25 protein-coding genes and 3 tRNA genes are annotated in these 23,846 nt (G+C 71.9%); 19 read left to right on the top strand and 9 right to left on the bottom strand.

The genetic code is table 11. The features are described from left to right. Positions 1–84: 84 nt before the first annotated feature. The 6 genes from ACWEV0_RS31095 to rfbB all read right to left on the bottom strand — a co-directional run bounded on the left by ACWEV0_RS31095 (position 85) and on the right by rfbB (position 5,466). On the bottom strand, positions 85–1,008 hold the full coding sequence (locus tag ACWEV0_RS31095; protein ID WP_453153014.1) for a glycosyltransferase family 2 protein: 924 nt from the start codon (positions 1,006–1,008) through the stop codon (positions 85–87). Beyond that, positions 1,005–1,739 (bottom strand): glycosyltransferase family 2 protein, encoded by a 735-nt coding sequence (locus ACWEV0_RS31090; protein ID WP_453153013.1) that lies wholly within the window; start codon positions 1,737–1,739, stop codon positions 1,005–1,007. The genes ACWEV0_RS31095 and ACWEV0_RS31090 overlap by 4 nt, the downstream gene beginning before the upstream one ends. Beyond that, positions 1,736–2,146: a DUF2304 domain-containing protein gene (locus ACWEV0_RS31085; RefSeq protein ID WP_453153012.1), complete on the bottom strand. Its 411-nt coding sequence runs from the start codon at positions 2,144–2,146 to the stop codon at positions 1,736–1,738. The genes ACWEV0_RS31090 and ACWEV0_RS31085 overlap by 4 nt, the downstream gene beginning before the upstream one ends. Positions 2,147–2,318: 172 nt before the next feature. After that, positions 2,319–3,593 (bottom strand): lipopolysaccharide biosynthesis protein, encoded by a 1,275-nt coding sequence (locus ACWEV0_RS31080; protein ID WP_453153011.1) that lies wholly within the window; start codon positions 3,591–3,593, stop codon positions 2,319–2,321. Beyond that, positions 3,590–4,480: a dTDP-4-dehydrorhamnose reductase gene (gene rfbD, locus ACWEV0_RS31075; RefSeq protein ID WP_453153010.1), complete on the bottom strand. Its 891-nt coding sequence runs from the start codon at positions 4,478–4,480 to the stop codon at positions 3,590–3,592. The genes ACWEV0_RS31080 and rfbD overlap by 4 nt, the downstream gene beginning before the upstream one ends. Continuing rightward, positions 4,480–5,466, bottom strand: coding sequence for a dTDP-glucose 4,6-dehydratase (gene rfbB, locus ACWEV0_RS31070; protein WP_453153009.1), 987 nt, complete (start codon positions 5,464–5,466; stop codon positions 4,480–4,482). The genes rfbD and rfbB overlap by 1 nt, the downstream gene beginning before the upstream one ends. Before the next feature lie 80 nt (positions 5,467–5,546). Here rfbB and rfbA point away from each other — a divergent pair, with 80 nt between their 5' ends. From rfbA to ACWEV0_RS31030, 8 genes are all read left to right on the top strand, one after another. Beyond that, the gene (gene rfbA / locus ACWEV0_RS31065; protein ID WP_453153008.1) at positions 5,547–6,425 is read left to right on the top strand and encodes a glucose-1-phosphate thymidylyltransferase RfbA; all 879 of its coding nucleotides are present in this window, start codon (positions 5,547–5,549) and stop codon (positions 6,423–6,425) included. A gap of 104 nt (positions 6,426–6,529) precedes the next feature. Further along, positions 6,530–7,135: a dTDP-4-dehydrorhamnose 3,5-epimerase gene (gene rfbC, locus ACWEV0_RS31060; RefSeq protein WP_451608059.1), complete on the top strand. Its 606-nt coding sequence runs from the start codon at positions 6,530–6,532 to the stop codon at positions 7,133–7,135. Positions 7,136–7,254: 119 nt separating this feature from the next. Then, positions 7,255–8,274, top strand: coding sequence for a UDP-glucose 4-epimerase GalE (gene galE, locus ACWEV0_RS31055; RefSeq protein WP_453153007.1), 1,020 nt, complete (start codon positions 7,255–7,257; stop codon positions 8,272–8,274). Positions 8,275–8,395: 121 nt separating this feature from the next. Continuing rightward, positions 8,396–9,496 carry a glutamate 5-kinase gene (gene proB / locus ACWEV0_RS31050; protein WP_453153016.1) on the top strand — a complete coding sequence of 367 codons (1,101 nt, stop codon included), beginning with the start codon at positions 8,396–8,398 and terminating at the stop codon, positions 9,494–9,496. Between the two features lie 206 nt (positions 9,497–9,702). After that, positions 9,703–10,206 (top strand): hypothetical protein, encoded by a 504-nt coding sequence (locus tag ACWEV0_RS31045; RefSeq protein ID WP_453153006.1) that lies wholly within the window; start codon positions 9,703–9,705, stop codon positions 10,204–10,206. A 243-nt stretch (positions 10,207–10,449) separates the two neighbouring features. Further along, positions 10,450–11,733, top strand: a complete 1,284-nt coding sequence (locus tag ACWEV0_RS31040; protein ID WP_453153005.1) for a glutamate-5-semialdehyde dehydrogenase — start codon at positions 10,450–10,452, stop codon at positions 11,731–11,733. A gap of 125 nt (positions 11,734–11,858) precedes the next feature. After that, positions 11,859–12,431, top strand: a complete 573-nt coding sequence (locus tag ACWEV0_RS31035; RefSeq protein WP_453153004.1) for an SCO2584 family spore wall biosynthesis protein — start codon at positions 11,859–11,861, stop codon at positions 12,429–12,431. A gap of 88 nt (positions 12,432–12,519) precedes the next feature. Next, a complete protein-coding gene (locus ACWEV0_RS31030) occupies positions 12,520–13,599 on the top strand; it encodes an SCO2583 family membrane protein (RefSeq protein WP_453153003.1) in 1,080 nt (359 codons plus the stop codon). Here ACWEV0_RS31030 and ACWEV0_RS31025 read toward each other — a convergent pair. After that, positions 13,584–14,771, bottom strand: a complete 1,188-nt coding sequence (locus ACWEV0_RS31025; protein WP_453153002.1) for a M48 family metallopeptidase — start codon at positions 14,769–14,771, stop codon at positions 13,584–13,586. The genes ACWEV0_RS31030 and ACWEV0_RS31025 overlap by 16 nt on opposite strands. Before the next feature lie 127 nt (positions 14,772–14,898). Here ACWEV0_RS31025 and ACWEV0_RS31020 point away from each other — a divergent pair, with 127 nt between their 5' ends. From ACWEV0_RS31020 to ACWEV0_RS30990, 7 genes are all read left to right on the top strand, one after another. Then, positions 14,899–15,219 carry a hypothetical protein gene (locus tag ACWEV0_RS31020; protein ID WP_453153017.1) on the top strand — a complete coding sequence of 107 codons (321 nt, stop codon included), beginning with the start codon at positions 14,899–14,901 and terminating at the stop codon, positions 15,217–15,219. Between the two features lie 83 nt (positions 15,220–15,302). Then, the gene (locus ACWEV0_RS31015) at positions 15,303–15,461 is read left to right on the top strand and encodes a hypothetical protein (RefSeq protein ID WP_403792981.1); all 159 of its coding nucleotides are present in this window, start codon (positions 15,303–15,305) and stop codon (positions 15,459–15,461) included. A gap of 53 nt (positions 15,462–15,514) precedes the next feature. Then, positions 15,515–16,135, top strand: a complete 621-nt coding sequence (gene nadD, locus ACWEV0_RS31010) for a nicotinate-nucleotide adenylyltransferase (protein ID WP_403792983.1) — start codon at positions 15,515–15,517, stop codon at positions 16,133–16,135. Between the two features lie 19 nt (positions 16,136–16,154). Beyond that, positions 16,155–17,876 (top strand): LCP family protein, encoded by a 1,722-nt coding sequence (locus ACWEV0_RS31005; RefSeq protein ID WP_453153001.1) that lies wholly within the window; start codon positions 16,155–16,157, stop codon positions 17,874–17,876. An 80-nt stretch (positions 17,877–17,956) separates the two neighbouring features. Then, positions 17,957–18,394 carry a ribosome silencing factor gene (rsfS, locus tag ACWEV0_RS31000; RefSeq protein ID WP_403792986.1) on the top strand — a complete coding sequence of 146 codons (438 nt, stop codon included), beginning with the start codon at positions 17,957–17,959 and terminating at the stop codon, positions 18,392–18,394. After that, a complete protein-coding gene (locus tag ACWEV0_RS30995; RefSeq protein WP_453153015.1) occupies positions 18,391–19,044 on the top strand; it encodes a histidine phosphatase family protein in 654 nt (217 codons plus the stop codon). Before rsfS ends, ACWEV0_RS30995 begins: the two co-directional genes overlap by 4 nt. Positions 19,045–19,139: 95 nt before the next feature. Continuing rightward, positions 19,140–19,212, top strand: a tRNA-Ala gene (locus tag ACWEV0_RS30990). A 98-nt stretch (positions 19,213–19,310) separates the two neighbouring features. On the opposite strand, the gene ACWEV0_RS30985 is transcribed toward ACWEV0_RS30990, so the two are convergent. Beyond that, positions 19,311–20,174 (bottom strand): helix-turn-helix transcriptional regulator, encoded by an 864-nt coding sequence (locus tag ACWEV0_RS30985; protein ID WP_453153000.1) that lies wholly within the window; start codon positions 20,172–20,174, stop codon positions 19,311–19,313. Between the two features lie 101 nt (positions 20,175–20,275). Between ACWEV0_RS30985 and ACWEV0_RS30980 the strand changes: the two genes are divergently transcribed. Continuing rightward, the gene (locus ACWEV0_RS30980) at positions 20,276–21,709 is read left to right on the top strand and encodes an MFS transporter (protein WP_453152999.1); all 1,434 of its coding nucleotides are present in this window, start codon (positions 20,276–20,278) and stop codon (positions 21,707–21,709) included. Between the two features lie 188 nt (positions 21,710–21,897). Next, positions 21,898–22,131, top strand: a complete 234-nt coding sequence (locus tag ACWEV0_RS30975; RefSeq protein ID WP_265862737.1) for a hypothetical protein — start codon at positions 21,898–21,900, stop codon at positions 22,129–22,131. On the opposite strand, the gene ACWEV0_RS30970 is transcribed toward ACWEV0_RS30975, so the two are convergent. Beyond that, positions 22,110–23,489, bottom strand: coding sequence for a glycosyltransferase 87 family protein (locus ACWEV0_RS30970; protein WP_453152997.1), 1,380 nt, complete (start codon positions 23,487–23,489; stop codon positions 22,110–22,112). The two genes, ACWEV0_RS30975 and ACWEV0_RS30970, sit on opposite strands and share 22 nt — an antisense overlap. A gap of 121 nt (positions 23,490–23,610) precedes the next feature. On the opposite strand from ACWEV0_RS30970, the gene ACWEV0_RS30965 reads away from it, so the two are divergent. Then, positions 23,611–23,683 (top strand) — tRNA-Ala (locus tag ACWEV0_RS30965). A 14-nt stretch (positions 23,684–23,697) separates the two neighbouring features. Continuing rightward, positions 23,698–23,770, top strand: a tRNA-Ala gene (locus ACWEV0_RS30960). Positions 23,771–23,846 lie beyond the last annotated feature (76 nt).

Here is a 23,846-nt window from a genome sequence, read left to right as displayed (position 1 = left end):
TGTTGTTTTTTTGTGAATCGTCTACATTTTTTTGGTGGGGGGGGGGGGGGGGGGGGGCCCCCCCCCCCCCCCCCGCCGGGACGGTCATCGAGCGTTGGTCAGGGCGTACCTCAACAGCGTGCGCACGGCCTCCGACTGACGGTGCCGCAGGGCACCGGGCACCATCGTCAGCGCGTGCAGCCGCATCGACAGGTGCCGCCGGGCGGCCCGGGCCGCCTTGGGCCAGCCGTGCCGGTCCAGCTCGCCGGCCACCTCCTGGAAGAACCGCACGGCCTCGCCGAAGCGGGCGCCGGAGACGGCCTCGGAGGAGGACAGGCTGCCGGAGTGGCGCCGGTAGCGGAAGGCGGTGGCGGGCTCGACGACGAGCCGCTCGCCGCGCCGGATCAGCTCGATGATCAGCGCCAGGTCCTGGATGACGGACAGGTCCTCACGGAAGCTGATCTCCTTGACCGCGTCCGCGCGCCACACGATCGAGGGGAAGTACAGCCAGTTCCCGCCGAGCAGGTTCGCGGCCAGCGGCTCGCCGGACAGCACCAGGCGGCGCCCGGTGTCCTTCGGCGCGTAGAGCCGCTTCTTCACCTCGTCGCCGAGCGTGGTGGACGGCATGCCGTGCTCGTCGATGACCTCGACGCCCGGCTGGTAGATCGCCGCGCCGGGCACGGCCGCGATCGCGGCGCGCATGGTCGCGACGTAGTTCGGCAGCAGCAGGTCGTCGCTGCCGAGCATGGCGAAGTGGGTGGACTCGACCAGGTCGACGCACTTGCGGAAGTTCCTGGTGATGCCGAGGTTCTGCTCGTTGCGCTGGTACCGGACCCGGTCGTCACCGAGCGAGGCGAACCATTCGGGGACGCCGGGCTCCTTGCCGTCGTCGACGACGGTCAGCCGCCAGTCCGGGTCGGTCTGCTCCAGCACACTGCGCACCGCGGCCTGCATCAGGGCGGTGTCACCGTAGTGCGGCAGCATGATGTCGAGGGTCTGCACCGCGGTCACGTCGGCTTCCTCGGTCACTTGGGCTTCCTCTTGGGGCCGAGGGCGGAGCGGCGGCTGAGCGCGAGCAGCAGGATCATGCCGATCCGGCCCAGATAGAGCGTGGCCTTCCAGGGGGACTGGCTGGGGGTGCCGGTGGCGCGCGGGCGCATGGCCACGGGCACCTGCTCGACCTGGTAGCCGGCCCGGACCACGGCGATCGTGGACTCGACCGTGTCGCCCAGGTACTCCACCGGGTACCAGTGCGCGAAGACGTCGATGAGATCGCGGTTGGAGGCGCGGAAGCCGGACGTGACGTCGGTCAGCTTCGTCTTCGCCATCCGCGACAGCCAGAAGGCGAGCACCAGCATCGCCCACTTGCGCGGGCCGCGGGTCTCGTAGTCGCCCGTGCCGGCGAAGCGCGCGCCCATCACCAGGTCGGCGCCCGCGTCGAGCCGGGCCATCAGCTCGGGCACGTTGCGCGGGTCGTGCTGGCCGTCGGCGTCGACCTGAACGGCGACGTCGTAGCCGTGCTCGTACGCGTAGCGGTAGCCGGCCCGCATGGCGCCGCCCACGCCCAGGTTGTACGGGAGCTTCATCACGGTCGCGCCGGCCGAACGGGCGACCCGTGCGGTGTCGTCGGCGGAGCCGTCGTCGACGACGAGGACGTCGGCGCCGGGCAGCGTGGTGTGGACTTCCTTGATGACGTCGGCGACGCCTTCGGCCTCGTTCCACGCGGGCATGATGATCAGGACGCGCTTGCCGTCGATCACGAGCGGTCCCCCTGTCCGGCGGCCCCTCGGCCGGCGGTCTCGTTCGCGTCCGGGATCAGTTCCCGCGCCTCCTTCAGCCGGCCCTGCAGGTCCTGCACGTCGAGCCGGAGCAGCGCGACCTCCTCGGAGAGGGTGCGGCCCTCCTCCTCCAGGTGGCCCACCTCGTTGCTCAGCTGGAGGCAGACGATGAAGAGGAAGGCGACGCTGAGGAACAGGATCAGGCTGACGCCCGATGCCACGCCGACCTTGCGCGCGAGGTTGTCGAGACCGCTGGGGAAGAAGCCGAGCGGGATGATGACCAGGCCCGTGAGGACCCACAGGAACGCGTACTTCTCCTTGAGCTTGCGGCGGCGCAGCAGCTCCACGATGCACGCGACGAGAAAGACTCCGGTGACCGAAGTCAGCATCCACAACTTCACGCCGGGCTCCGGTCTATCGGATGACTCATGAGGAAACGGCCTGTCTACTCTTCCAAGGTGGGGGCGAAGGGCGCCGCAGGCTACACCCACTCCCCGATGACCTCGAAGCCGCCGACCTCGAGGGCCTGCGGACCGGTCGCGGAGAGCGAGGGAATGGTGATCATTCCGATGAGTGCACCGGGCGGTAGCCTACACGAGAGCGAAGAACGAGTGTCATGACGGTGACGACCGCGAAAGCCCCCAGGGCATAGGCGATCTCCACCCTGCTGCGCAGCTCCAGCGGGCTCAGCGTGACCGCCAGAAGCACCGCCGTGCCGACGATCCAGGCCACCAGCTGCTGCCGCGCCGCACCGCTGGTCAGCAGCGCCTGACCGAGCACCATCGCCAGCAGGTACAGCGTCGTGCCGAGCGCCAGCCAGCCGAAGTCGACCGGCCCCAGCACGTCCGGCGAGCCGAAGAGCACCGGCAGCATCCAGGGACCCAGGGTGACGGCGCCCAGTCCGAAGACCACACCGAGACCCGCCGTGATCGAGCAGGCCCGCACCAGCAGCCGCCGGTAGCGGTCGCGGTCGCCCTCGGCCTGCGCCGTGGACAGGCCCGCGAGCAGCGAGGCCTGGAAGGCGCCGAACACGAACACCGGCACGCGTGCCACGACGAGCGCCGACAGCAGGGCCGCCACCAGGGCGCTCTGGTCGGTCGCGATCAGCTTGGTGCTGACCACGGCCACGTTGACCAGGACCTGCGCGAGCAGCGTCGAGCCGACGAGCAGACCCAGGTGCTCGATCAGCTCCCGCCACTCGGCCGTCGACCCGGCCCGCGCCCCGCGCAGCACCGGCGGCAGCGTCACCAGGACCGAGATCAGCGGCGCCACGGTCATCACGGCCGCGAACACGAACGGGGACGTCACCCCGGCGAACGCCAGGCCCGCCGAGAGCGCGATCCGCAGCAGTCCGTCGAGCCCCAGCTGGAGCCCGTACGCCTCGAAGCGGCCGAGGCCGGCCAGCATGCCGCGGGTCAGATGGGCGCAGGCGAGCGCCCCGAAGGCACCAGCGAGCGCCCCGATCAGGGAGCGGTCGCCGTGGAAGAACAGATCGGCGAGCGGGCCCGCGAACAGCACGAGCGGCAGCAGCACCGCCGCGAGCAGCCCGCCGGCCAGCACCGCCCCGCGCCGCAGCACGGGCAGCGCCCCGTCGCCGGCCACCACGCGGGCGGCCACCACGCGGGTGACCTCCTGCTCGACCGGGAAGAAGAGGCCGAGCCCGATGGAGGCGACGATCGTCCACAGGACGGAGAAGCTCGCCATGTCGTCGACGGAGAGCGAGTGGCCCGCCGCCGCGAGATGGACGTAGTTCGCCCCGCCGAGCAGCGCCGTGCCGATGCCGACGAAGGCCGTGCCGCGCGGCAGCGCGGTGGTGATGCGGTCGAGCAGGGTCACGCGCCGGACCCGTTCGGTGCCATGGTCCGCAGCGCCTCGGCCAGCTGCTCGCGCCAGTGCGGCTGGGTCGCGACGCCCGCGTCGGACCAGCGCTCGTGGGCGAGCACGCTGTACGAGGGCCGGCGGGCCGGTCGCAGGAACTTCTCCGACGTGGTCGGGCGCACCCGCTCCGGGTCCAGGCCGGTCAGCTCGAAGGCCGCCCGTGCCAGGTCGAACCAGGTCGCCGTCTCCGTGGCCGTGCCGTGGTAGACGCCCGCCGGGGCACGGCCCGCGAGGGCCGCCTCGCCGAGGTCGCGCAGCTGCCGGGCCAGCGCCCGGGTCCAGGTCGGCTGGCCGCGCTGGTCGTCGACCACGTCGACGGTCTCGCGCTGCCCGGCCAGGCCCAGCATGGTCGACACGAAGTTCCGGCCGTGCGCCCCGTACAGCCACGCCGTGCGGATCACGTAACCGCGCTCCGGCAGCAGCTCCAGGACCGCCTGCTCGCCCGAGAGCTTGCTCCGGCCGTAGGCGTTGATCGGGGACGTGGGGGCGTCGTGCCGGTACGGCTCGGTGGCGTCGCCCGGGAAGACGTAGTCGGTCGACACCTGGAGCAGCACCGCGCCGGAGCCGGCGCAGGCCGCGGCGAGGACGCGCGGTCCGTCGCCGTTGATCCGGGTGGCCGCGGCCTCCTCGGTCTCGGCGCCGTCGACATCGGTCCAGGCGGCCGCGTTGACGACCACGTCGTGACCGGCGACGGCCGCGCGGACCGCCTCGGCGTCCGTGATGTCGAGCTCCTTGCGGGTGAGCGCGGTGACGTCCGCGCCCGCCTCGGCCAGCACTTCGGCGAGCTCCCGGCCGAGCATCCCGGCCGCGCCGGTGATCAGCCAGCGGGTCTGTGCGGCGCCCATCAGGAGAGCGCCGCCTTGGCCTTCAGCGGCTCCCACCAGGAGCGGTTCTCGCGGTACCAGCGGACGGTGTCGGCGAGACCCTGCTCGAAGGAGACCTGCGGGGTGTAGCCCAGCTCCTCCTGGATCTTGGCGATGGAGAGCGAGTAGCGCAGGTCGTGGCCCTTGCGGTCCTCGACGTGCTCGACCATGTCCCAGCCCGCGCCGCAGGCGTCGAGCAGCAGCCCGGTCAGCTCCTTGTTGGTGACCTCGGTGCCGCCGCCGATGTGGTAGACCTCACCGGCCCGGCCGCCGCGCAGCACCATCTCGATGCCCCGGCAGTGGTCCGAGACGTGCAGCCAGTCGCGGATGTTCAGGCCCTCGCCGTACAGCGGCACCTTCTTCCCGTCCAGCAGGTTCGTGGTGAACAGCGGGATCATCTTCTCGGGGAAGTGGTACTGCCCGTAGTTGTTGGAGCAGCGCGTCACGACGACGTCCATGCCGTGCGTGCGGTGGTACGAGAGCGCCAGCAGGTCCGAGCCCGCCTTGGACGCCGAGTACGGGGAGTTCGGCGCGAGCGGCCAGTCCTCCGTCCACGAGCCCTCGGCGATCGAGCCGTACACCTCGTCGGTGGAGACGTGCACGAAACGGCCGACGCCGTGCCGCTTGGCGGCGTCGAGCAGCACCTGCGTGCCGAGCACGTTCGTCGTCACGAACGGGGAGGAGTCCAGGATGGACCGGTCGACGTGCGACTCGGCGGCGAAGTGCACCACCGCGTCCTGCCCGCGCATCACGTCGTCGACGGTGGCGTAGTCGCGGATGTCGCCCTGCACGAAGGTGTAGCCGGGCTTGTCCGCCACCGGGGTGAGGTTCGCCTCGTTCCCCGAATAGGTGAGGTTGTCCAGGACGGTGACCTGGGCGCCCTCACCCGAGGGCAGCTCTCCGGAGAGCAGCGCCCGTACGAACTGTGAACCGATGAACCCGGCGCCGCCGGTGACCAGAATCCTCATAAGGGACACCATTCTATGGGCTGGGGTCCGGACGCCAGGCGGTCGGTCCGCGCGGCGGGGCTGCCGTAGGCTGCTTGCCCATGCGTGGAATTTTGCTCGCCGGTGGTACCGGCTCCCGACTCTGGCCGATCACCCGGGCCGTGTCGAAGCAGCTGATGCCGGTCTTCGACAAGCCGATGATCTACTACCCCCTGACCACCCTCGTGATGGCGGGGATCCGGGAGATCCTGGTCATCACCGGCCCCGAGGAGCGCCCCCAGTTCGAGCGCCTGCTCGGCGACGGGTCGGACTTCGGGCTGGACATCACGTTCGCCACGCAGGAGCACCCCAACGGCATCGCCGAGGCGTTCGTCATCGGCGAGGAGTTCATCGGTGACGACCCCGTCGCGCTGATCCTCGGCGACAACATCTTCCACGGCGTCGGCCTCGGCCGGCAGCTCGCGGACTACCGGAAGCCGGCGGGCGGCGTGGTCTTCGCGCACGCCGTGTCCGACCCCACCGCCTACGGCGTCGTCGACTTCGACGAGGACGGCCGCGCCCGCTCCATCGAGGAGAAGCCGAAGAACCCGAAGTCCCGCTACGCGGTGCCGGGCCTCTACTTCTACGACAGCCGGGTCGTCGAGATCGCCAAGGGCCTCGAGCCGAGCGCCCGCGGCGAGCTGGAGATCACCGACGTCAACCGCTACTACCTGGACCGCGGCGAGCTCCAGGTCTCGGTCCTGGACCGCGGCACCGTCTGGCTGGACACCGGCACCTTCCAGTCCCTCGTCCAGGCGTCCGAGTACGTCCGTGTGGTCGAGGAGCGCCAGGGCATGAAGATCGGCTGCCTGGAGGAGGCCGCCTGGCGGGCCGGCTTCATCGACGACGTCCACCTGCGCCGCCTCGCCGAGCCGCTCACCAAGAGTGGATACGGCGACTATCTGCTGAACCTGCTCGCGTACGAGGCCGAGCGGGCCTGAGCGGTCCGTCCCCGCGCGGTCCCGTCCCGCGCGTCCCTTCCGGCGCGCGCCGGTCCCGCGCGGTCCATTCCTGAGAAGTCCATTAAAAGGAAGCGGCACTATCCATGAAGGTCAACCCGCTCGGCATCGAAGGTGCCTGGGAGTTCGTCCCGCAGCAGCACGGTGACGCCCGCGGTCTGTTCCTGGAGTGGTACAAGGCGGACGTGCTCACCGAGGCCGTCGGTCACCCCCTGAACCTGAAGCAGGGCAACCTCTCCGTCTCCTCCGCCGGCGTCGTGCGCGGCATCCACTTCGCCGACGTGCCGCCCGGCCAGGCGAAGTACGTGACGTGCGTGCGCGGCGCGGTGCTCGACATCATCGTCGACGTCCGGGTCGGCTCGCCGACCTTCGGCCGCTGGGAGGCCGTCCGCCTCGACGACCAGGACCGCAAGGCCGTCTACCTCTCCGAGGGCCTCGGCCACGGCTTCTGCGCGCTCACGGACGACGCCACCGTCTCGTACCTCTGCTCCGAGGGGTACGCGCCGCAGCGCGAGCACGGCATCCACCCGCTGGACCCGGAGATCGCCATCGAGTGGCCGGTCGACGGCGAGCCCGAGCTGTCCGCGAAGGACGCCCAGAGCCCGACCCTCGCCCAGGCCCGCGAGGCCGGGATCCTGCCGGTGTACGAGGAGTGCGTGGCGTTCCGGACCTCGCTGGCCTCGCGGGGCTGAGACCGGGCCGGTCGCGCGGGGCTGATCCCACGGGACCGGCCGCGGGGCCGGTCCCCGATCGGGGACCGATCGCCCGGGACCCGCGCCACCCGCCGGGCGATTCGCGTTAGGGTGCCCGAATGACGTGGCTCATCACCGGCGGCGCCGGCTACATCGGTTCCCATGTCGTCAAGTCCATGGCCGAGGCCGGCGAACGGGTCGTCGTCCTGGACGACCTGTCCACCGGCGACCCGGCCAGGGTCCCCGCGGGCGTGCCGCTGGAGCGCGGCACCGTCCTCGACCGGCCCTTCGTCGACCGCGTGCTGCGCGAGCACGAGATCCGCGGGATCGTCCACCTCGCCGCGAAGAAGGCCGTCGGCGAATCCGTCGAACGCCCGCTCCTCTACTACCGGGAGAACGTGACCGGCCTCCAGATCCTCCTGGAGGCCGCCGCCGCGGCCGGCGTGCGCGGCTTCCTCTTCTCCTCCTCCGCCTCGGTCTACGGGATGCCCGACACCGACCTGGTGACCGAGGACACCCCGTGCGCCCCGCTCAGCCCGTACGGCGAGACGAAGGTCACGGGCGAGTGGATGGTGCGCGCGGTCGGCCGCGCGCACGGCATGGCCACCGCCTGTCTGCGCTACTTCAACGTGGCCGGCACCGCCGAGCCCGCGCTCGCCGACACCGGCGTCCACAACCTCGTGCCGATGGTCTTCCAGCGGCTCGACGCCGGCCTGCCGCCGCTGATCTTCGGCGACGACTACGCGACCCCCGACGGCACCTGCATCCGCGACTACATCCACGTCGCCGACCTCGCCGACGCCCATCTGGCCGCCGCCCGCCGCCTCGACGCGTACGCGGCGGCCGGCGAGCCGCGCGACCTCACCCTCAACATCGGGCGCGGCGAAGGCGTCTCCGTACGGGAGATGATCGACCTGATCCGCGAGGTGACCGGCCGCCCGGTCGCCGCCGAGGTCGTCGCGCGCCGCCCCGGCGACCCGGCGAAGGTGGTGGCCTCGGCCGAGCGGATCTCCGCCGAGCTGGCCTGGAAGGCCCGCCACGACGTCCGCGCCATGATCGCCTCGGCCTGGGCGGCGCACACCGGGAGCTCCGACGGGCCCGGTCCGGTCCGGCCCGCGTCGGTCCAGCTCGCGGAATAGGCGGGCGGCGGCCGATCCGGCTCGCGTAGATTGCCTGCCGATCAGGATCACGAGCAGGGCCGCGAGCAGGACCGCGAGCACGACGGCAAGGACGACGCAGGTGACAGTGGCAAGGCAGTACGTGACGGAAGCCCGCAGGATCGTCGTGAAGGTCGGCTCGTCCTCGCTGACCACCGCGTCCGGCGGGCTCGACGCCGACCGGGTGGACGCCCTCGTGGACGTCCTCGCCAAGGTCCGCAGCGGCGGCGAGAAGGAGATCGTCCTGGTCTCCTCCGGCGCCATCGCGGCCGGCCTCGCCCCGCTCGGGCTGGCCCGCCGCCCCAAGGACCTGGCCCGTCAGCAGGCCGCCGCCAGCGTCGGTCAGGGCCTGCTCGTCGCCCGCTACACCGCCTCCTTCGCCCGCTACGGGGTGCGGGTCGGCCAGGTGCTGCTCACCACCGACGACACCAGCCGGCGCGCCCACTACCGCAACGCCTACCGGACCCTCGACCAGCTGCTCGACATGGGCGCGCTGCCGGTCGTCAACGAGAACGACACCGTCGCCACCGACGAGATCAGGTTCGGCGACAACGACCGGCTCGCCGCCCTTGTCGCCCACCTCGTCCGCGCCGACCTGCTCGTGCTGCTCTCGGACGTCGACGGCCTCTACGACGGTGACCCGGCCAAGCCCGGCACCTCGCGCATCGCGGAGGTCAGCGGCCCCGCCGACATCGCCCACGTCGAGATCGGCTCGGCCGGCAAGGCGGGCGTCGGCACCGGCGGCATGGTCACCAAGGTCGAGGCGGCCCGGATCGCCGCGGCCGCCGGCATCCCCGTGGTCCTCACCTCCGCCAGCCGCGCCGCCGACGCCCTCGCCGGCCGCGACACCGGCACGTACTTCCACCGCACCGGCCGCCGCTCCGCCGACCGGCTGCTCTGGCTCGCCCACGCCTCCACCCCGCAGGGCGCGCTGGTCCTCGACGACGGGGCCGTGACGGCCGTGGTCGAGGGCAAGAAGTCGCTGCTCGCCGCCGGAATCGCCGCCGTCGAGGGCGAGTTCTCGGCCGGCGACCCGGTGGAGCTGCGCGACACCGCGGGCCGCGCGGTCGCCCGCGGCCTCGTCAACTTCGACGCCAAGGAACTGCCCCAGCTGCTCGGCCGCTCCACCCGCGACCTGGCCCGCGAGCTGGGCCCGGAGTACGAGCGGGAGGTCGTGCACCGCGACGACCTCGTCGTGATGTGAGCGGCTCGTGAAAATCCCGCCTGTGAACCGAAACGGCTGAAAGTCTGGTCATCCGGTAGGGACCTTTACCAAAACCGCCCCATGCTCCGCCCCGGACTGGTCAACTTTGTCTCGGGGACAAGAGGGGGCGGGGAAGACAGCACGCGCAGCAGAACGCAGCAGCATGCGACAAGCACGCAGCACAGGCATCACACAGGAGGCCGCCGGTGAGACGAGCGCGCCCAGGGGCACACCCCCGCGGGACGGCCGAACGCGCCCTGACGAGCGTCGAGGCCGGAGCCGACTTCGACGACTTCGACGACATCGACGACATTGACGAGGAGTCCGCCGAGGACACACGGGCACGGGACCGGGAGGCGGCGGTGGAGGTGTCCAAGCTCTGGCACATCACCCTCAGCGTCTCCGGGCGGGAGGCCCCGCTGAAGGAGGTGCGCCGGGCGCTGGAACAGCTGGCCCACGACCACCCCTTCCTGCTGACCAGCCGCTATGCCAACGACCACGCCGAGATCCGCTACTGGGAGGAGGCCCGCGACCTCCACGACGCCGCGGCCGTCGCGCTGCGGCTGTGGGGCGAGCACCGGCTGAGCGCCCAGCTGCCGCCGTGGGAGATCGTCGGCCTGGAGGTCATCGACCGCGAGACCTACCACCAGCGGATCGCCGAGGGCTACGGCCCGCCGCCGGCCGCCCCGGTCGGCGTCCACCCCTACTGAGAGCGGGGCCCGAGGTCCGGCGAGGCCCTGAGGTCCGGCACCGAACTGCGGTATCGGGCTCCGGCACCGAACTGCGGTACCGGGCTCCGGCACCGAACTCCGGTACTGAGCTCCGGCACCGAGCTCGGCAGCCAGATCCGGCCAAAGCCGGGCTGGCCGGTGCCCGCCCGCCGACGTCTCGCAGAACGGGACGGGCGGCGGATACGTGAGGGATGTCCGCAGTGGTGCCAGTACCCTGCGGACATGACCTCGCTCATGCCCTTCGACAACATGTCCCCGGTCACCCAGACCGCCTACCGGGCCCGCGCCGCGGCCGCCGAGATCGCGCCACTGCCGCGCGCGGCGAAGGACGACGCCCTGCTCGCCGTCGCGGACGCCCTGGAGGTCCGCACGGCCGAGATCGTCGAGGCCAACGCCGAGGACATCGCCCGCGCCCGCGAGGCCGGCACCAGCGAGGCCATCATCGACCGGCTCACCCTCACCCCCGAGCGGGTCCGGGCCATCGCCGCGGACGTCCGGCACGTGGCCGCCCTGCCCGACCCGGTCGGCGAGGTCGTCCGCGGCTCCACCCTCCCCAACGGCATCGACCTGCGCCAGATCCGCGTCCCGCTCGGCGTGGTCGGCATCATCTACGAGGCCCGGCCCAACGTCACCGTCGACGCCGCCGCCCTCTGCCTCAAGTCCGGCAACGCCGTCCTGCTGCGCGGCTCGTCCTCCGCGTACTCCTCCAACAGCGCCCTGGTGAAGGTGATCCGCGACGCCGTCGGCGGCGCCGGGCTGCCCGCCGACGCCGTCCAGCTCGTCCCCGGCGAGTCCCGTGACTCGGTGCGCGAACTGATGCGTGCCCGCGGCCTCGTCGACGTCCTCATCCCGCGCGGCGGCGCCTCCCTCATCAAGACGGTCGTCGAGGAGTCCATCGTCCCCGTCATCGAGACGGGCACCGGCAACTGCCACGTCTACGTGGACGCCCAGGCCGACCTCGACATGGCCGTCGACATCCTCATCAACTCCAAGGCCCAGCGGGTCAGCGTCTGCAACTCCGCCGAGACCCTCCTCGTCCACAAGGACATCGCCGCCGCCTTCCTGCCGCGCGCCCTGGACGCCCTGGCCGAGGCCGGCGTCACCGTCCACGCCGACGAGCGGGTCCTCGCCCTCGCCGAGGGCAGCAAGGCCACCGTCGTCCCGGCCACCCCCGAGGACTGGGAGACCGAGTACCTCTCGTACGACATCGCCGCCGCCGTCGTCGACTCCCTGGACCGGGCCGTCGAGCACATCCGGCTCTGGACCTCCGGTCACACCGAGGCCATCGTCACCACCTCCCAGGCCGCGGCCCGCCGCTTCACCCAGCTGGTCGACTCCACCACCGTCGCCGTCAACGCCTCCACCCGCTTCACGGACGGCGGCCAGTTCGGCTTCGGCGCCGAGATCGGCATCTCCACCCAGAAGCTGCACGCCCGGGGCCCCATGGGCCTCCCGGAACTCACCTCCACCAAGTACATCGTGACCGGCGACGGTCACATCCGGTAACCGGCGAAACCACTCGTCCGGCAGACCCCGCCCGCCCCGGCGACGGCCGGGCGGGAACGGATCCAGGGCAGGGACGGCTCGCGCTTTCCCTGCCCAAAACGCCCTCCCGGGTCTACTCTGAACCCGTGCCGGACGACGTGGGGGGCAGGCCGTTCCAGAACGGCGGGGACCCCGAGGACTCTGTCGACCGCGGCGGCGCAGACGACGACTTCGCCACCGTGGTCTTCGACGAGGACTTCGTGCGGGCCGCCACCTTCCACGAGCCCACCGCCGTCGAACGGCTGCTCGCCGCCGCCCAGGCCCGCGCCGAGGCCGAGGCCGCCCGCGCCCGGGCCGTGGCCGGCCTGGCCGACGACGACCTCTACGACGACGCCTACGACGGCGGCCGCCTCCCCGAGGGCTACGACCCGGACACCGCCGAGGACGAGCTCGGCCCCTACGGCCCGCACGGCGGCGCCCTGCGCCCCTACCGGAGCAGCGCCCGCTGGCACCGCCCGGTCGCCTGGGTGCTCGCCCTGGTGATGGGCGTCGGCATGGTCGCCCTCGCCTTCAGCGCCGTCTACCGCGGCGCGGCCAACAACCGGCAGGACCGCATCCCGCCGCCGGCCACGAGTGACGTCGACAAACCGCGCGCCGTCCCCACCATGGCCACCGCGCCGTCCGCACCCCCCGTCCCGGCCGCTCCCGGCACCCCTTGAGCCGTTCGCCGCAGCGCCGGTCGGTTTCTTCCGAAGTTGTCGTGTACCTGGGCGTTTACGGGAGCTTCCACCGACCTACCCTGAAGGTATGGCAGGGCGTGGCGACCCGCCTGAGGGGACCCCTGAGGGACTCCCCGGCGGTGAGGACGAATACCGATCCGTCGTCTTCGACGAGGCGTTCGTCCAGGCTGCCCGTCTCCAGGAGTTCTCCGCCCGGGAACGGATGGGCGAGCACGCCCAGGCCGTCCGCACCCGGTCGTCCTGGGAGGGCCGCAGCGGCTCCCGGCAGGCCCTGCTGCTCGTCCTGCTGATCCTCCTGGCCTTCGGCACCGCGGTCTATCTCGGCGTCCGCAACCCCTACCAGCCCCCCGTCGACCAGCCGGCCGAGCCGCTTCGCTCCACGGTCGTCCCGCTCGCCCCCCAGGGCCCGGTCCCGGGCGGCACCCCGGAACAGCTCTTCGCGCACAGCCCCGCCGCCGAGTACCGCGTCGGCGCCGCCGGCATCAACCTCCCGCTGGCCGGGCGCACCACCCACTTCTCCGAGTCCCAGGTCGTCACGGCCCTCGGCATCGCCAAGGACTACCTGGTCGCCTCCTCCCTCGATCCCGGCGTCCTGGCCGGTCTCACCGCCCGGCCGCCCCGCCTGCTGATCGACCCCGACCAGCAGGAACAGTTCGACCACAGCGTCGAGTCGCCCAAGGACGACGGCCGGCACGCCGTCGCCGGCTGGCTGGTCCGCTTCGACCCCCACCGGGTCGTCCTCGCCGACCCCTCCGTCCGCGTCCAGGGCACCCTCCGCTTCGCGGAGATCAACCCGGACCTCATGGAGGTCACGGCAGACCACACCTTCACCTACGCCGTCCGCCCCGCCACCGCCGGCAACGGCCCGGCCCCGCAGGCCTCGCTGTTCACCGTCCACCGCGAGCTGCGCTTCCGCTTCGACCGCGAGGACCTGCAGGCGCACCGCGCCGAGCTGCTCACCAGCGCCGTCCAGGCCGGCCCGCAGTCCTGCGACGCCGACACCACCGGTTCGCTGCGTCCCCTGCTGGCGGGCGAGCGGGCCGCCGACCGGAGCCGGCAGGCCGCCACCGACCCGTACGCCACGGCCGCGCCCGCCGTCTCCTCGCTCTGCGGCGTGCTCGCCCCGAGCGCTCAGCCCTCGTTCTGACCGGAGCCCTGACCGGGCTCCTGGGCGGAGCCACGACTACCGTCCGGTGAGCCCGCCGAGCCCGCCGAGCCCGCCGAGCCCTGAGCCGGCGCGTCCGGCCCGCTCTTGCCGCCCCCGTCCTTGCCGTCGCCGTCGCCGCCACTGCCGCTGCCGAACCGGCCGAACAGCTTGCCGCCGAGGTCGCCCGCGAGGTCCCCGGCGCCGCCGGCTATGTCGCTGACCAGCTTCATCAGCGGATCCCTGCTGCTGCGCACGGAGTCCGCGTAGTGCCGCCCCGACTCGCGGAACGAGTCGGTCACCGAGGTGTCCTTGTCCTCCGAGCGCTTCGGGTAGTGGCCGTCCATGATCCGCTGGTAGTCGCGGGTCTCCGACCACTTCTTCAGCTCGGCCGCCCGGATCGTCGGGAACGGGTGCGAGCGCGGCAGCACGTTCAGGATCTTCAGCACGGAGTCGCGCAGGTCGCCGCCCTTCTCGTACTCGTCGGCCTGGGCGAGGAACGCGTCCACGTTCATCTCGTGCAGGTGGTTGCCGCCCGCGATCTTCATCAGGCCGCGCATGGACGCCTGCAGGTCCTGGCCCACGAGCAGCCCGGCCCGATCGGCCGACAGCTCCGACTTGCGGAACCACTCGCGCAGCGCGGTGACGAGCGTCATGATCGCCACGTTCCCCAGCGGGACCCAGGCGATCTTGAGGGCCAGGCTGGTGAGGAAGAGCAGCACCGTGCGGTAGACGGAGTGGCCCGAGAGCGCGTGACCCACCTCGTGCCCGACGACGGCCCGCATCTCCTCCTCGTCGAGCAGCTCCACCAGACCGGTGGTGACGACGATGATCGGCTCGTCGAGGCCGATGCACATCGCGTTGGGCTGCGGGTCCTGCGTGACGTACATCGGCGGGACCTTCTCCAGGTCCAGGATGTAACAGGCGTCCCGCAGCATGGCGTTGAGGTGCGGGAACTGGGCGTCGCTCACCCGCACGGATTCGGAGAGGAAGAGGAGCCGCAGACTGCGCTCGGGCAGCAGCCCGCTCAGCGTCTTGAAGACGGTGTCGAAGCCACTCAGCCTGCGCAGCGCGACCAGCGCCGAGCGGTCGGCCGGGTGTTCGTAGGCCCGGGAGGAGATACCGGGGAAGCGCTTGCGCCGCCGGCCCGGCAGGTTCTCCTGGTTGTCGGTCATGGATGCCCCCTGTTCGTACGAGTCGGTGCTCGTCCCCCTGACGCGACCCAGCCTAGGCGAGGGGGCTACCGTGTGCCGGAGCCTGTGGATAACTCGGGCACTGTGGACAACCGAGGAGCACGACACCATGACGGACACCGCGACCACCGCCGTCGCCGCCCTGCTCGCCGCCGCCTCCACCCAGGGGCCCGGCGACACGCTGCGGATCGTGCTGCTCGTCTCGATGGTCGGTGGCGCCCTGCTCGCCTGGTTCCTGGTGCGCGGCTACGGCAAGGGCGCCGAGGAATCCGAAGCAGAGGCCGAAGCAAAGGCCGAAGTCCGGGCCGGAGTCCAGGCCGACACCGAGGCCGGAATCCAGGCCGGCGCCCAGGCCGGTGAGGTCGCGGAAGGCGGCTCGCGGGCCGCCGCGAACCGGGCCGAGAACGGTCCCGGTGACGCCAACGCCTGAGTCGGCGTGAGCGCTCGGCGACGCGCCGCATACGATGTGCGCGAAGTCTCCGCTCCCATCCCCGATCGAAGGTCCTGCCGAAGATGAGCCTCCACGCCACCGCCGCCAACCTGGTCACGCTCGCCGAGGGTGCCGAGGGCGGCAACCACGAAAGCCTCAACCCGTTCATCACGGGTGGCGGCGCCCTGCTCGCGCTCCTTCTGCTGCTGTGGATCACCACCCGCTTCAACCGCGACCGCTGAGCCGGGAGGCCGCTGATCCGGCGTCCGCCGCCGTGCCAGTAGGCTCTGCACGCATGGGAGAGCAGGAAATGCCTACTGGCGGTCGCGGCAAACGCCGACTCGGCGTGATGGGCGGAACGTTTGACCCGATCCATCACGGACACCTGGTGGCCGCCAGTGAGGTGGCCGCCCTGTTCCACCTCGACGAGGTGGTGTTCGTGCCGACCGGAGAGCCGTGGCAGAAGAGCCACAAGGCCGTCTCGCCGGCCGAGGACCGCTATCTGATGACGGTCATCGCCACCGCGTCCAACCCGCAGTTCTCCGTCAGCCGCATCGACATCGACCGCGGCGGCGCGACGTACACCATCGACACCCTGCGGGACCTGCGCGACCTCAACACGGACTCGGACCTCTTCTTCATCACCGGCGCCGACGCCCTGTCCCAGATCCTCACCTGGCGCGACGCCGAGGAACTGTTCGCGCTCGCGCACTTCATCGGCGTCACCCGCCCTGGTCACGACCTCACCGACGACGGCCTGCCCAAGGGCGGGGTGTCGCTGGTCGAGGTCCCCGCGCTCGCCATCTCCTCCACGGACTGCCGGGCGCGGGTCGCACAGGGCGACCCGGTCTGGTATCTGGTCCCGGACGGTGTGGTGCGCTACATCGACAAGCGCCAGTTGTACCGCGGCGAGTGAGCCTCGGAAAGGGCCACCGGTGAACGATCAGCAGAACCCGTACGACCCGTACTACCAGCAGCCGCAGATCATCGGCTACGACGCGTACGGGCAGCCGGTGTACCAGCAGCAGGTCCCGCAGCAGTCCTACGAGTACGACCAGTACGACCCGTACGGGCAGCAGCAGCACCAGCAGCAGCCGCAGGCCCCCCAGGCCCCGCCGCAGCCCCAGGGCTACGACTACGACCCGTACGGGCAGCAGCAGCCGCAGCAGCCGCAGTACGACCCGTACGCCGCGCAGCCCTCGTACGACTACACCTCGTACGACGCCACCGGCCGGACCGGGCAGCAGTGGGCCGTTCAGACCGAGCCCGCGCCCGTGCCGCAGACGCCCCAGGTCCCGCCGCAGGCGCCCGCGCCCGGCCCGGCTCCGGCCCAGGGTCGGGAGCCCGCGCCCGTACCCGGGCAGCGCCCCGCGCCGGACGCCGACGGCCGCGCGTACCGCACCGAGCAGTTCTCGTTCATCGAGGAGCCCGACGAGGACTCCGAGGACGTCATCGACTGGCTGAAGTTCACCGAGAGCCGGTCCGAGCGCCGCGAGGAGGCCCGCCGCCGCGGCCGCAACCGCGTCGTCGCCCTCGTCGTCGTCCTCGCGCTCGCCGTCGTCGGCGGCGTCGGCTGGCTCTGGTCGGCCGGCAAGCTCCCCGGCCTGTCCGGCGACGCGCAGCAGCGGCAGAACACCGCCACCGGGCCGCAGCAGCGCGACACCATCGTCGTCCACCTGCACAACACCAAGGGCGGCGGCACCTCCACCGCCCTCCTCGTGGACAACAGCACCACCAAGCAGGGCACCACCGTCCTGCTCCCCAACTCGCTCGCCGTCGCCGACGACGAGGGTTCCACCACCACGCTCGCCAAGTCCGTCGAGGACGACGGCTCCAGCGGCACCCGCGAGGCCATCGGCAACCTCCTCGGCGCCAAGATCACCGGCACCTGGCGGCTCGACACCCCGTACCTGGAGAACCTCGTCGAGCTGGTCAGCGACATCGACATCACCACCGACACCGACGTGCCCGGCGAGAAGCCCGGCGCCGAGCCGCTGGTCAAGAAGGGCGAGAACCAGACCCTCAACGGCCGCGCCGCCGTCGCCTACGCCACCTACCGGGCGCCCGGCGAGGCCGAGGCCAAGCAGCTCCAGCGCTTCGGCCAGGTGATGTACGGGGTGCTGCGGAAGATCTCCGACGACCCCAAGGCCGCCACGATGACGATCGAGACCCTCGCCCAGATCCTCGACCCGTCGCTGCCCGAGAAGGACCTCGGCGCCTCCCTCGCCAAGCTCGCCGAGCACGCCAAGGTCGGCGACTACAAGACCGCCCTGCTGCCCGTCGAGCCCGACGGCTCGCTCAGCGAGGCCACCAGCGACAGCGTGGTCAAGGACATCCTCGGCGGCAAGGTCAGCGCCCCCGACCAGGGCGGCGCCACCCGGGTCGCGATCCGCGACGCCACCGGCAAGGAAGCCACCGAGGCGGCCCGCGTGGTCCTGATCAACGGCGGCTACGCCGTGGTCGGCGGCACCAAGGCCGACACCGAGGAGAAGTCCCAGGTCGTCTACGCCGACGACAGCCAGAAGCCGACCGCTGTCGAGGTCGCCAAGACCCTGGGCCTGCCCCTCGGATCCGTCACCAAGGGCAAGCCAACCGGGAACGCCCAGGTCACGGTCGTGCTGGGCGGGGACTACAAGATCCCCGGCACCAAGCGGTGACCCTCCGATAATCGTTTTCGGGACCGTCGGCGGTACATGAGACCCTTGAGGTGACTCAGACCGCCGACGAAAGCCTGCTTGTGACCGCCACGGATCGCTCCATCGAGCTCGTCAACGCCGCCGCCCAGGCGGCGGCCGACCGGCTCGCTCACGACATCATCGCGTACGACGTCAGCGACGTGCTGTCGATCACCGACGCCTTCCTGCTCGCCTCCGCGCCCAACGACCGCCAGGTCAAGTCGATCGTCGACGAGATCGAGGAGCGGCTGCTCAAGGAGCTCGGCGCCAAGCCGGTGCGCCGCGAGGGCGACCGCGACGCCCGCTGGATCCTCCTCGACTACGTCGACATCGTCGTCCACGTCCAGCACAGCGAGGAGCGCGTCTTCTACGCCCTGGAGCGGCTGTGGAAGGACTGCCCCGAGCTGCCGCTGCCCGAGGACGCGCTGAAGACCCGCGGCAAGGCCGAGGAGCACGCCCGGCTGACCGGCGCCGACGGAGCGGACGGTGAGCTGAGCTGACCAGCGGCAAGGGCGGCACCGGCCGCCGCATCGTGCTGTGGCGCCACGGCCAGACCTCCTGGAACCTGGAGCGCCGCTTCCAGGGCTCCACGGACATCGAGCTGACCGACACCGGCGTCACCCAGGCGCGCCGGGCCGCCCGGCTGCTCGCCGCGCTGAAGCCGGACGCCATCGTCTCCTCGGACCTCAAGCGGGCGGCCGCCACGGCCGCCGAGCTGTCCGCGCTCACCGGTCACACCGTCGCCCTCGACTCCGGCCTCCGCGAGACCTACGCGGGGGAGTGGCAGGGCCTGACGCACGACGAGATCACCGCGCGGTACGGCGAGCAGTACGCCGCCTGGAAGCGCGGCGAGCCGGTGCGCCGGGGCGGCGGCGAGCTGGAGACCGAGGTGGCCGACCGGGCCGCCCCGGTCGTCCTGGAGCACGCCGACAAGCTGCCCGAGGACGGCACGCTCGTCGTGGTCAGCCACGGCGGCACGATCCGCACCACGATCGGCCGGCTGCTCGACCTGGAGGCGCGGCACTGGGAGTCCCTGGGCGGCCTCTCCAACTGCTGCTGGTCCGTCCTCGGCGAGGGCGCGCGCGGCTGGCGCCTCCTGGAGCACAACGCCGGCACGCTGCCCGAGCCCGTTCTCGGCGACGACACCTGAGCCCTGGCGTGTGGCCTGCCGGATCCGATTTCACTTTCCGGCAGGTCACAGGCTAGAGTTCATCTTGTTCGCAGCGCGGAGCGCGAAGAACACGCGGGGCTATAGCTCAGTTGGTAGAGCGCCTGCATGGCATGCAGGAGGTCAGGAGTTCAATTCTCCTTAGCTCCACAGTCACCGGATCCCGTCCCCAGCAGGGGGCGGGATTCGTCGTTTGCCGTCCCGGTGCCACCTGGCGGCGTCCCGGCCCTGCCCTGGTCGGCGGTCCGTCACCTCTCCTTCAGCAACAGGTCGATGGCCCGCCGGCTCTCCTCGTCCTTGGGCAAATAGGTGATGATCCGGCACTCCGGCATCCCGTTGATCGACAGCGACACCGAGGTCATCCGTATCTCGCCCACCCGCTGGTGCCGGAAGGTCTTCACCCGGGTGCCCGGAGGCACCACGTCGCCGCTGCGCCACAACTCCGTGAAGTACGGGCTCGCCTCGCACAGCAGCCGCACGAGCGACTCCCAGGCCGGCTCGCCCACATGGCGCCCGTACGCCCCGCGCAGCTGGGCCACCATCATCGGCAGCTCCTGCCGCTTGTCGACCACCGGGCACCTGTGATCGGGCATCGTGAAGAGCGTCCACAGCACGTTGCGCACGCCGAAGGGACCCGTCCAGGGCCTGCCGTCCTCCCGCAGGAACAGCAGGTCGTACACGGCGTTGGTGGCCAGCACGTCGTACCGCGCGTTGTAGACCACCGCCGGCTGCGGCACCAGGGCGTCCAGGACGCCCTGGATCTCCGGGCTGACCGCCAGCACGTGCTCGGGCGCGGCCTCGGGCTCGTACGGCACCTCGGCGAGGTGGTACAGGTGCTCGCGCTCCGGCCGGTCGAGCCGCAGCGTGCGGGCCACCGCGTCGAGCACCTGCGCCGAGGCGTTGATCGGCCGCCCCTGCTCCAGCCAGGTGTACCAGGTCACGCCGACACCGGAGAGCTGCGCCACCTCCTCGCGCCGCAGCCCCGGCGTGCGCCGTCTCAGGCCCGGCGGCATGCCCACGTCCGCGGGCGTCACCCGCGCCCGCCGGCTGCGCAGGAACGCCGCGAGCTCCGGCCTGCGCCGTGTCTCACCTGGTGCTGCCACAGTCGTCACACCCCCATGGTCGAGTCCCCGCACCGCCGTTGCCAGGTGCTGTCAGTACCAGCATCGACGGGCTCTCGTTACCCGTATCGGGCCGGCGCCACGCTCCTCCCATGACGACGACCACCACACGTCCCGTACTCAGTAAAGACCCCGGCACCGACAACCGCCCCGGTGTGCTGCTCGGTGCCGTGCTCGCCGCCCAGTTCATGGCCCTGCTCGACGTCTTCATCGTCAACGTCGCCGCCCCCACCATCCGTACCGAACTCGCCGCCACGGGCGCCGGGCTCCAGCTCGTCGTCGCCGGCTACACCATCGCCTACGCCGTGTTGCTGATCACCGGAGCCCGACTCGGTGACCGGATCGGCCACCGGCGGGTCCACCTCGCCGGGCTGGCGCTGTTCACCGCCGCCTCGCTCGCCTGCGGACTGGCCGCCGACACCGGCCAGTTGATCGCCTTCCGGGTCGTCCAGGGCGCCGGATCGGCCCTGATGATCCCTCAGGTGCTCAGCCTCATCCAGCGCAACTTCACCGGTGAGGCCCGGGTCCGCGCGCTCGGCGTCTACTCCGCCGTCCTCGCCACCGGCGCGGCGGCCGGCCAGGTCGTCGGCGGCGTCCTCGTCAGCGCCGACCTGTTCGGCACCAGCTGGCGCCCGGTCTTCCTGGTCAACGTGCCCATCGGAGCCGTCCTGCTGGCCCTCGGCCGCAAGGTGCTGCCGCGCGACACGGGCACCGAGGCCGAGCGGGCGCGCTCCCTGGACCTGTCCGGACTGCTGCTGCTCGCCGGCTCCGTCACGCTGCTCACCGTCCCGCTCGTCCTCGGCCAGGAGAAGGGCTGGCCGCTGTGGACCTGGCTGTCCTTCGGCGGCGCGCTGCTCCTGTTCGCCGCCTTCGGCGCGTACGAGGCCGGGCTCGCCCGGCGCGGCGGCGCCCCGCTCATCGCCCCCCGGGTGCTGCGCGCCCCCGGCGTCGGCCGGGCCGTCGTGCGGATCGCCGTCGCGATGGGCGTCAACGCGGGGTTCCTGTTCCTCCTCACCCTGCACCTCCAGGGCGGGCTCGGGCACAGCGCCCTGCGCACCGGCCTCACCTTCGCGCCGACCGCCGCCGTCTTCGGGCTGGTCGGTCTCACCTGGCGGCGCTGGCCGACCCCGCTGCAGCCCTTCCTGGTGACGTGCGGCTTCCTCCTCACGGCCGCCTCCTCGGTCGGCGTGGGCGCCGTCCTGAAGGACGGCGGCACGGGCGGCTGGGCGCTCTACCCGGCCCTGTGCGGCATGGGGGCCGGTCTCGCGCTGGCCTTCAGCCCGGCCCTGACCGGCGCGCTCGCGACCGTACGGCCCGCGGACGCCGCCGACGCCAGCGGGCTGCTCGCCACCGTCACCCAGCTCGGCCAGCTGATCGGCGTCGCCGCGTTCGGCGCGCTCTTCCTGGGCAGGATCACCGGGCCGGGGGCGCACATGTCCGCCGACGCGCTCTGGGTGTGCACCCTCGCGCTGGCCGCGGCGGCGGTCCTGGGGGCCTCGGCGAGCTTGCTCCGCCGACGACGCTGACCCCCTTGCGGGGCCATGGCACAATCGGACCGCCGGAGGGGAAGAGGGTCCGGGCGGGAGGGAGCGCGCATGGCCGTGGACGGTGCCGAGGAGATCGCAGCCGATGCCGTCGCGGATTCCGCCCCAGGACCATGGACACCACCCGTCGCAGGAGCGGCGTGTGCCGCGACCGTGACGGGAGCCGAGTGATGGGCGCGCACCGGCGGAAGTGCGACTGGTGCGGCAGCGGGACGCCCATCGTCCGCGACATGGACCCCGTGAACCCCTCGTTCCAGTACTGGTGCGAGGAGTGCGCGCGGGCGCTGATCATAAAGGGCGACCCCATCGAGACCTACCGCGAGCTCGAGGGGGAGCCGATCTACGGCCGGCTCCTCGACGAGCACTGCACCCTGAAGCGGTTCTACTCCTTCGCGACGGCCTGACCGGCCCGCGCGGCCTGAGGCTCTCGCGTCTCGTGCGTCTCGTGCGTCTCCCGGGCCTCCCGCGTCTCGTCCCGGGGCTGCGGGACCGGCGTCCGGAGCTCCTCGTTCCGCGCCCGCCGGAGCGACAGCGCATAGCCGGCGAAGACCGCGAGCGCCGTCAGCGGGTAGACCGCCGAGAGCAGCATCTGGCCCGCGTTCTGCTCCAGTTCGGGCCGGCCCGGGTCGTGCGGCACCCACCACAGCGCGAACGAGGCGAAGGCCAGCGCCACCGCCGCCGTCACCGGCCAGGCACGCGTGCAGCGCTCGTACAACAGGATCAGCAGGGGCACGACCCACACCCAGTGGTGCGACCACGAGATCGGGCTGATCATCAGCGCCGTGAACGCGGTGATCACCACGGCCACCGCGCGGTCGCCGCGCACCGCCGCCCGCACCGCGAGCACCATCGCCGCGCCGCCGAGCAGCACGGCCGCGGCCACCCACCACAGGCCGGGCGCGTCGGTGTGCATCAGCCGGGCCAGGACGCCGCTGAGGGACTGGTTGGCGGTCTCCTCGGTGTGGCCGACCCGGCCCGTCTCGAACAGGGTCCGCGTCCAGAACGTCTTCGAGTCGGCCGGCAGCGCCACCGCCATCACCAGCGTCGTCACCAGGAACACGCCGGTGGCCGTCAGCGCCGTGCGCAGCCACGCGTTCACGCCCCGGCCCGGGCCGGCGCCCGCGGCACGGTCCCGGCGCCACAGCAGCAGTCCGGCGGCGAACAGCAGGACCACGAAGAGTCCCGGAGTGAGCTTCACGGCGGTGGCGAGTCCGATGCCCAGGCCGGCCCAGCGGCTGCCGCGGCTTCCCTCGCGGCGGGTCAGGTCCCACAGCACCGCCACCGCTATGAGCAGGTTGATCTGCCCGTACCGCAGCGTCGTCCACACCGGCTCGCACCAGACGACGACCGCGGCGATCCACAGTGTCGTACGCCACAGCTCGGTGCGCGCGCCGGGGCGGGCCGGCGACGGGCGGACGAGCTGGAGCGACAGCTGGACCAGGACCGGCACGAGGAGCAGGTTCCCGGCGGTGTTCAGCGTCCGCATCAGGGGCACGCCCACCAGCGTCAGCGGCAGGAACAGCACGGCCGCGAACGGCGGATAGGTCATCGCGAGGTTCGCCGAGGTGGCGCGCATCGCGTACAGGTCGCCGCCGGCCCGCAGCGTCTCGGCCTCCGCGCGGTAGACCATCACGTCCAGCATGTTCACGTGGGCGAGGCGTTGCGCCACCCAGAACGCGGTGAACGAGAGCAGGCAGACCGCCGCGGCGGTGACCAGAGGCCACGGCCGGGCGCGGGTGGGGGAGGGTGCGGAGACGGACACAGGTGGCGACCCTACCCGGCCCTCGGGAGGGGCCCCGGATACGGATTTGGCGAACGGCCGGGCGGCCGGTTACTGTTCTTTCCGTCGCCGCACGGGAAACCGGGCCGACACAACTAAACAAGGGGCTATAGCTCAGTTGGTAGAGCGCTTGCATGGCATGCAAGAGGTCAGGAGTTCAATTCTCCTTAGCTCCACAGAACCCGTACAAGGGGCTATAGCTCAGTTGGTAGAGCGCCTGCATGGCATGCAGGAGGTCAGGAGTTCAATTCTCCTTAGCTCCACAAAAGGAAGCGGGCCATCCGCTTGTGTTTGCCCGCTTCTTCCTGCGTGCGGCCGCCCGGACGCCGATGCGGCCCC

The sequence above is a fragment of the Streptomyces sp. NPDC003943 genome (genome assembly GCF_053605265.1).
Note: the sequence above shows the minus strand (reverse complement) of the source record. Positions and strands in the feature narration are given on the sequence as shown.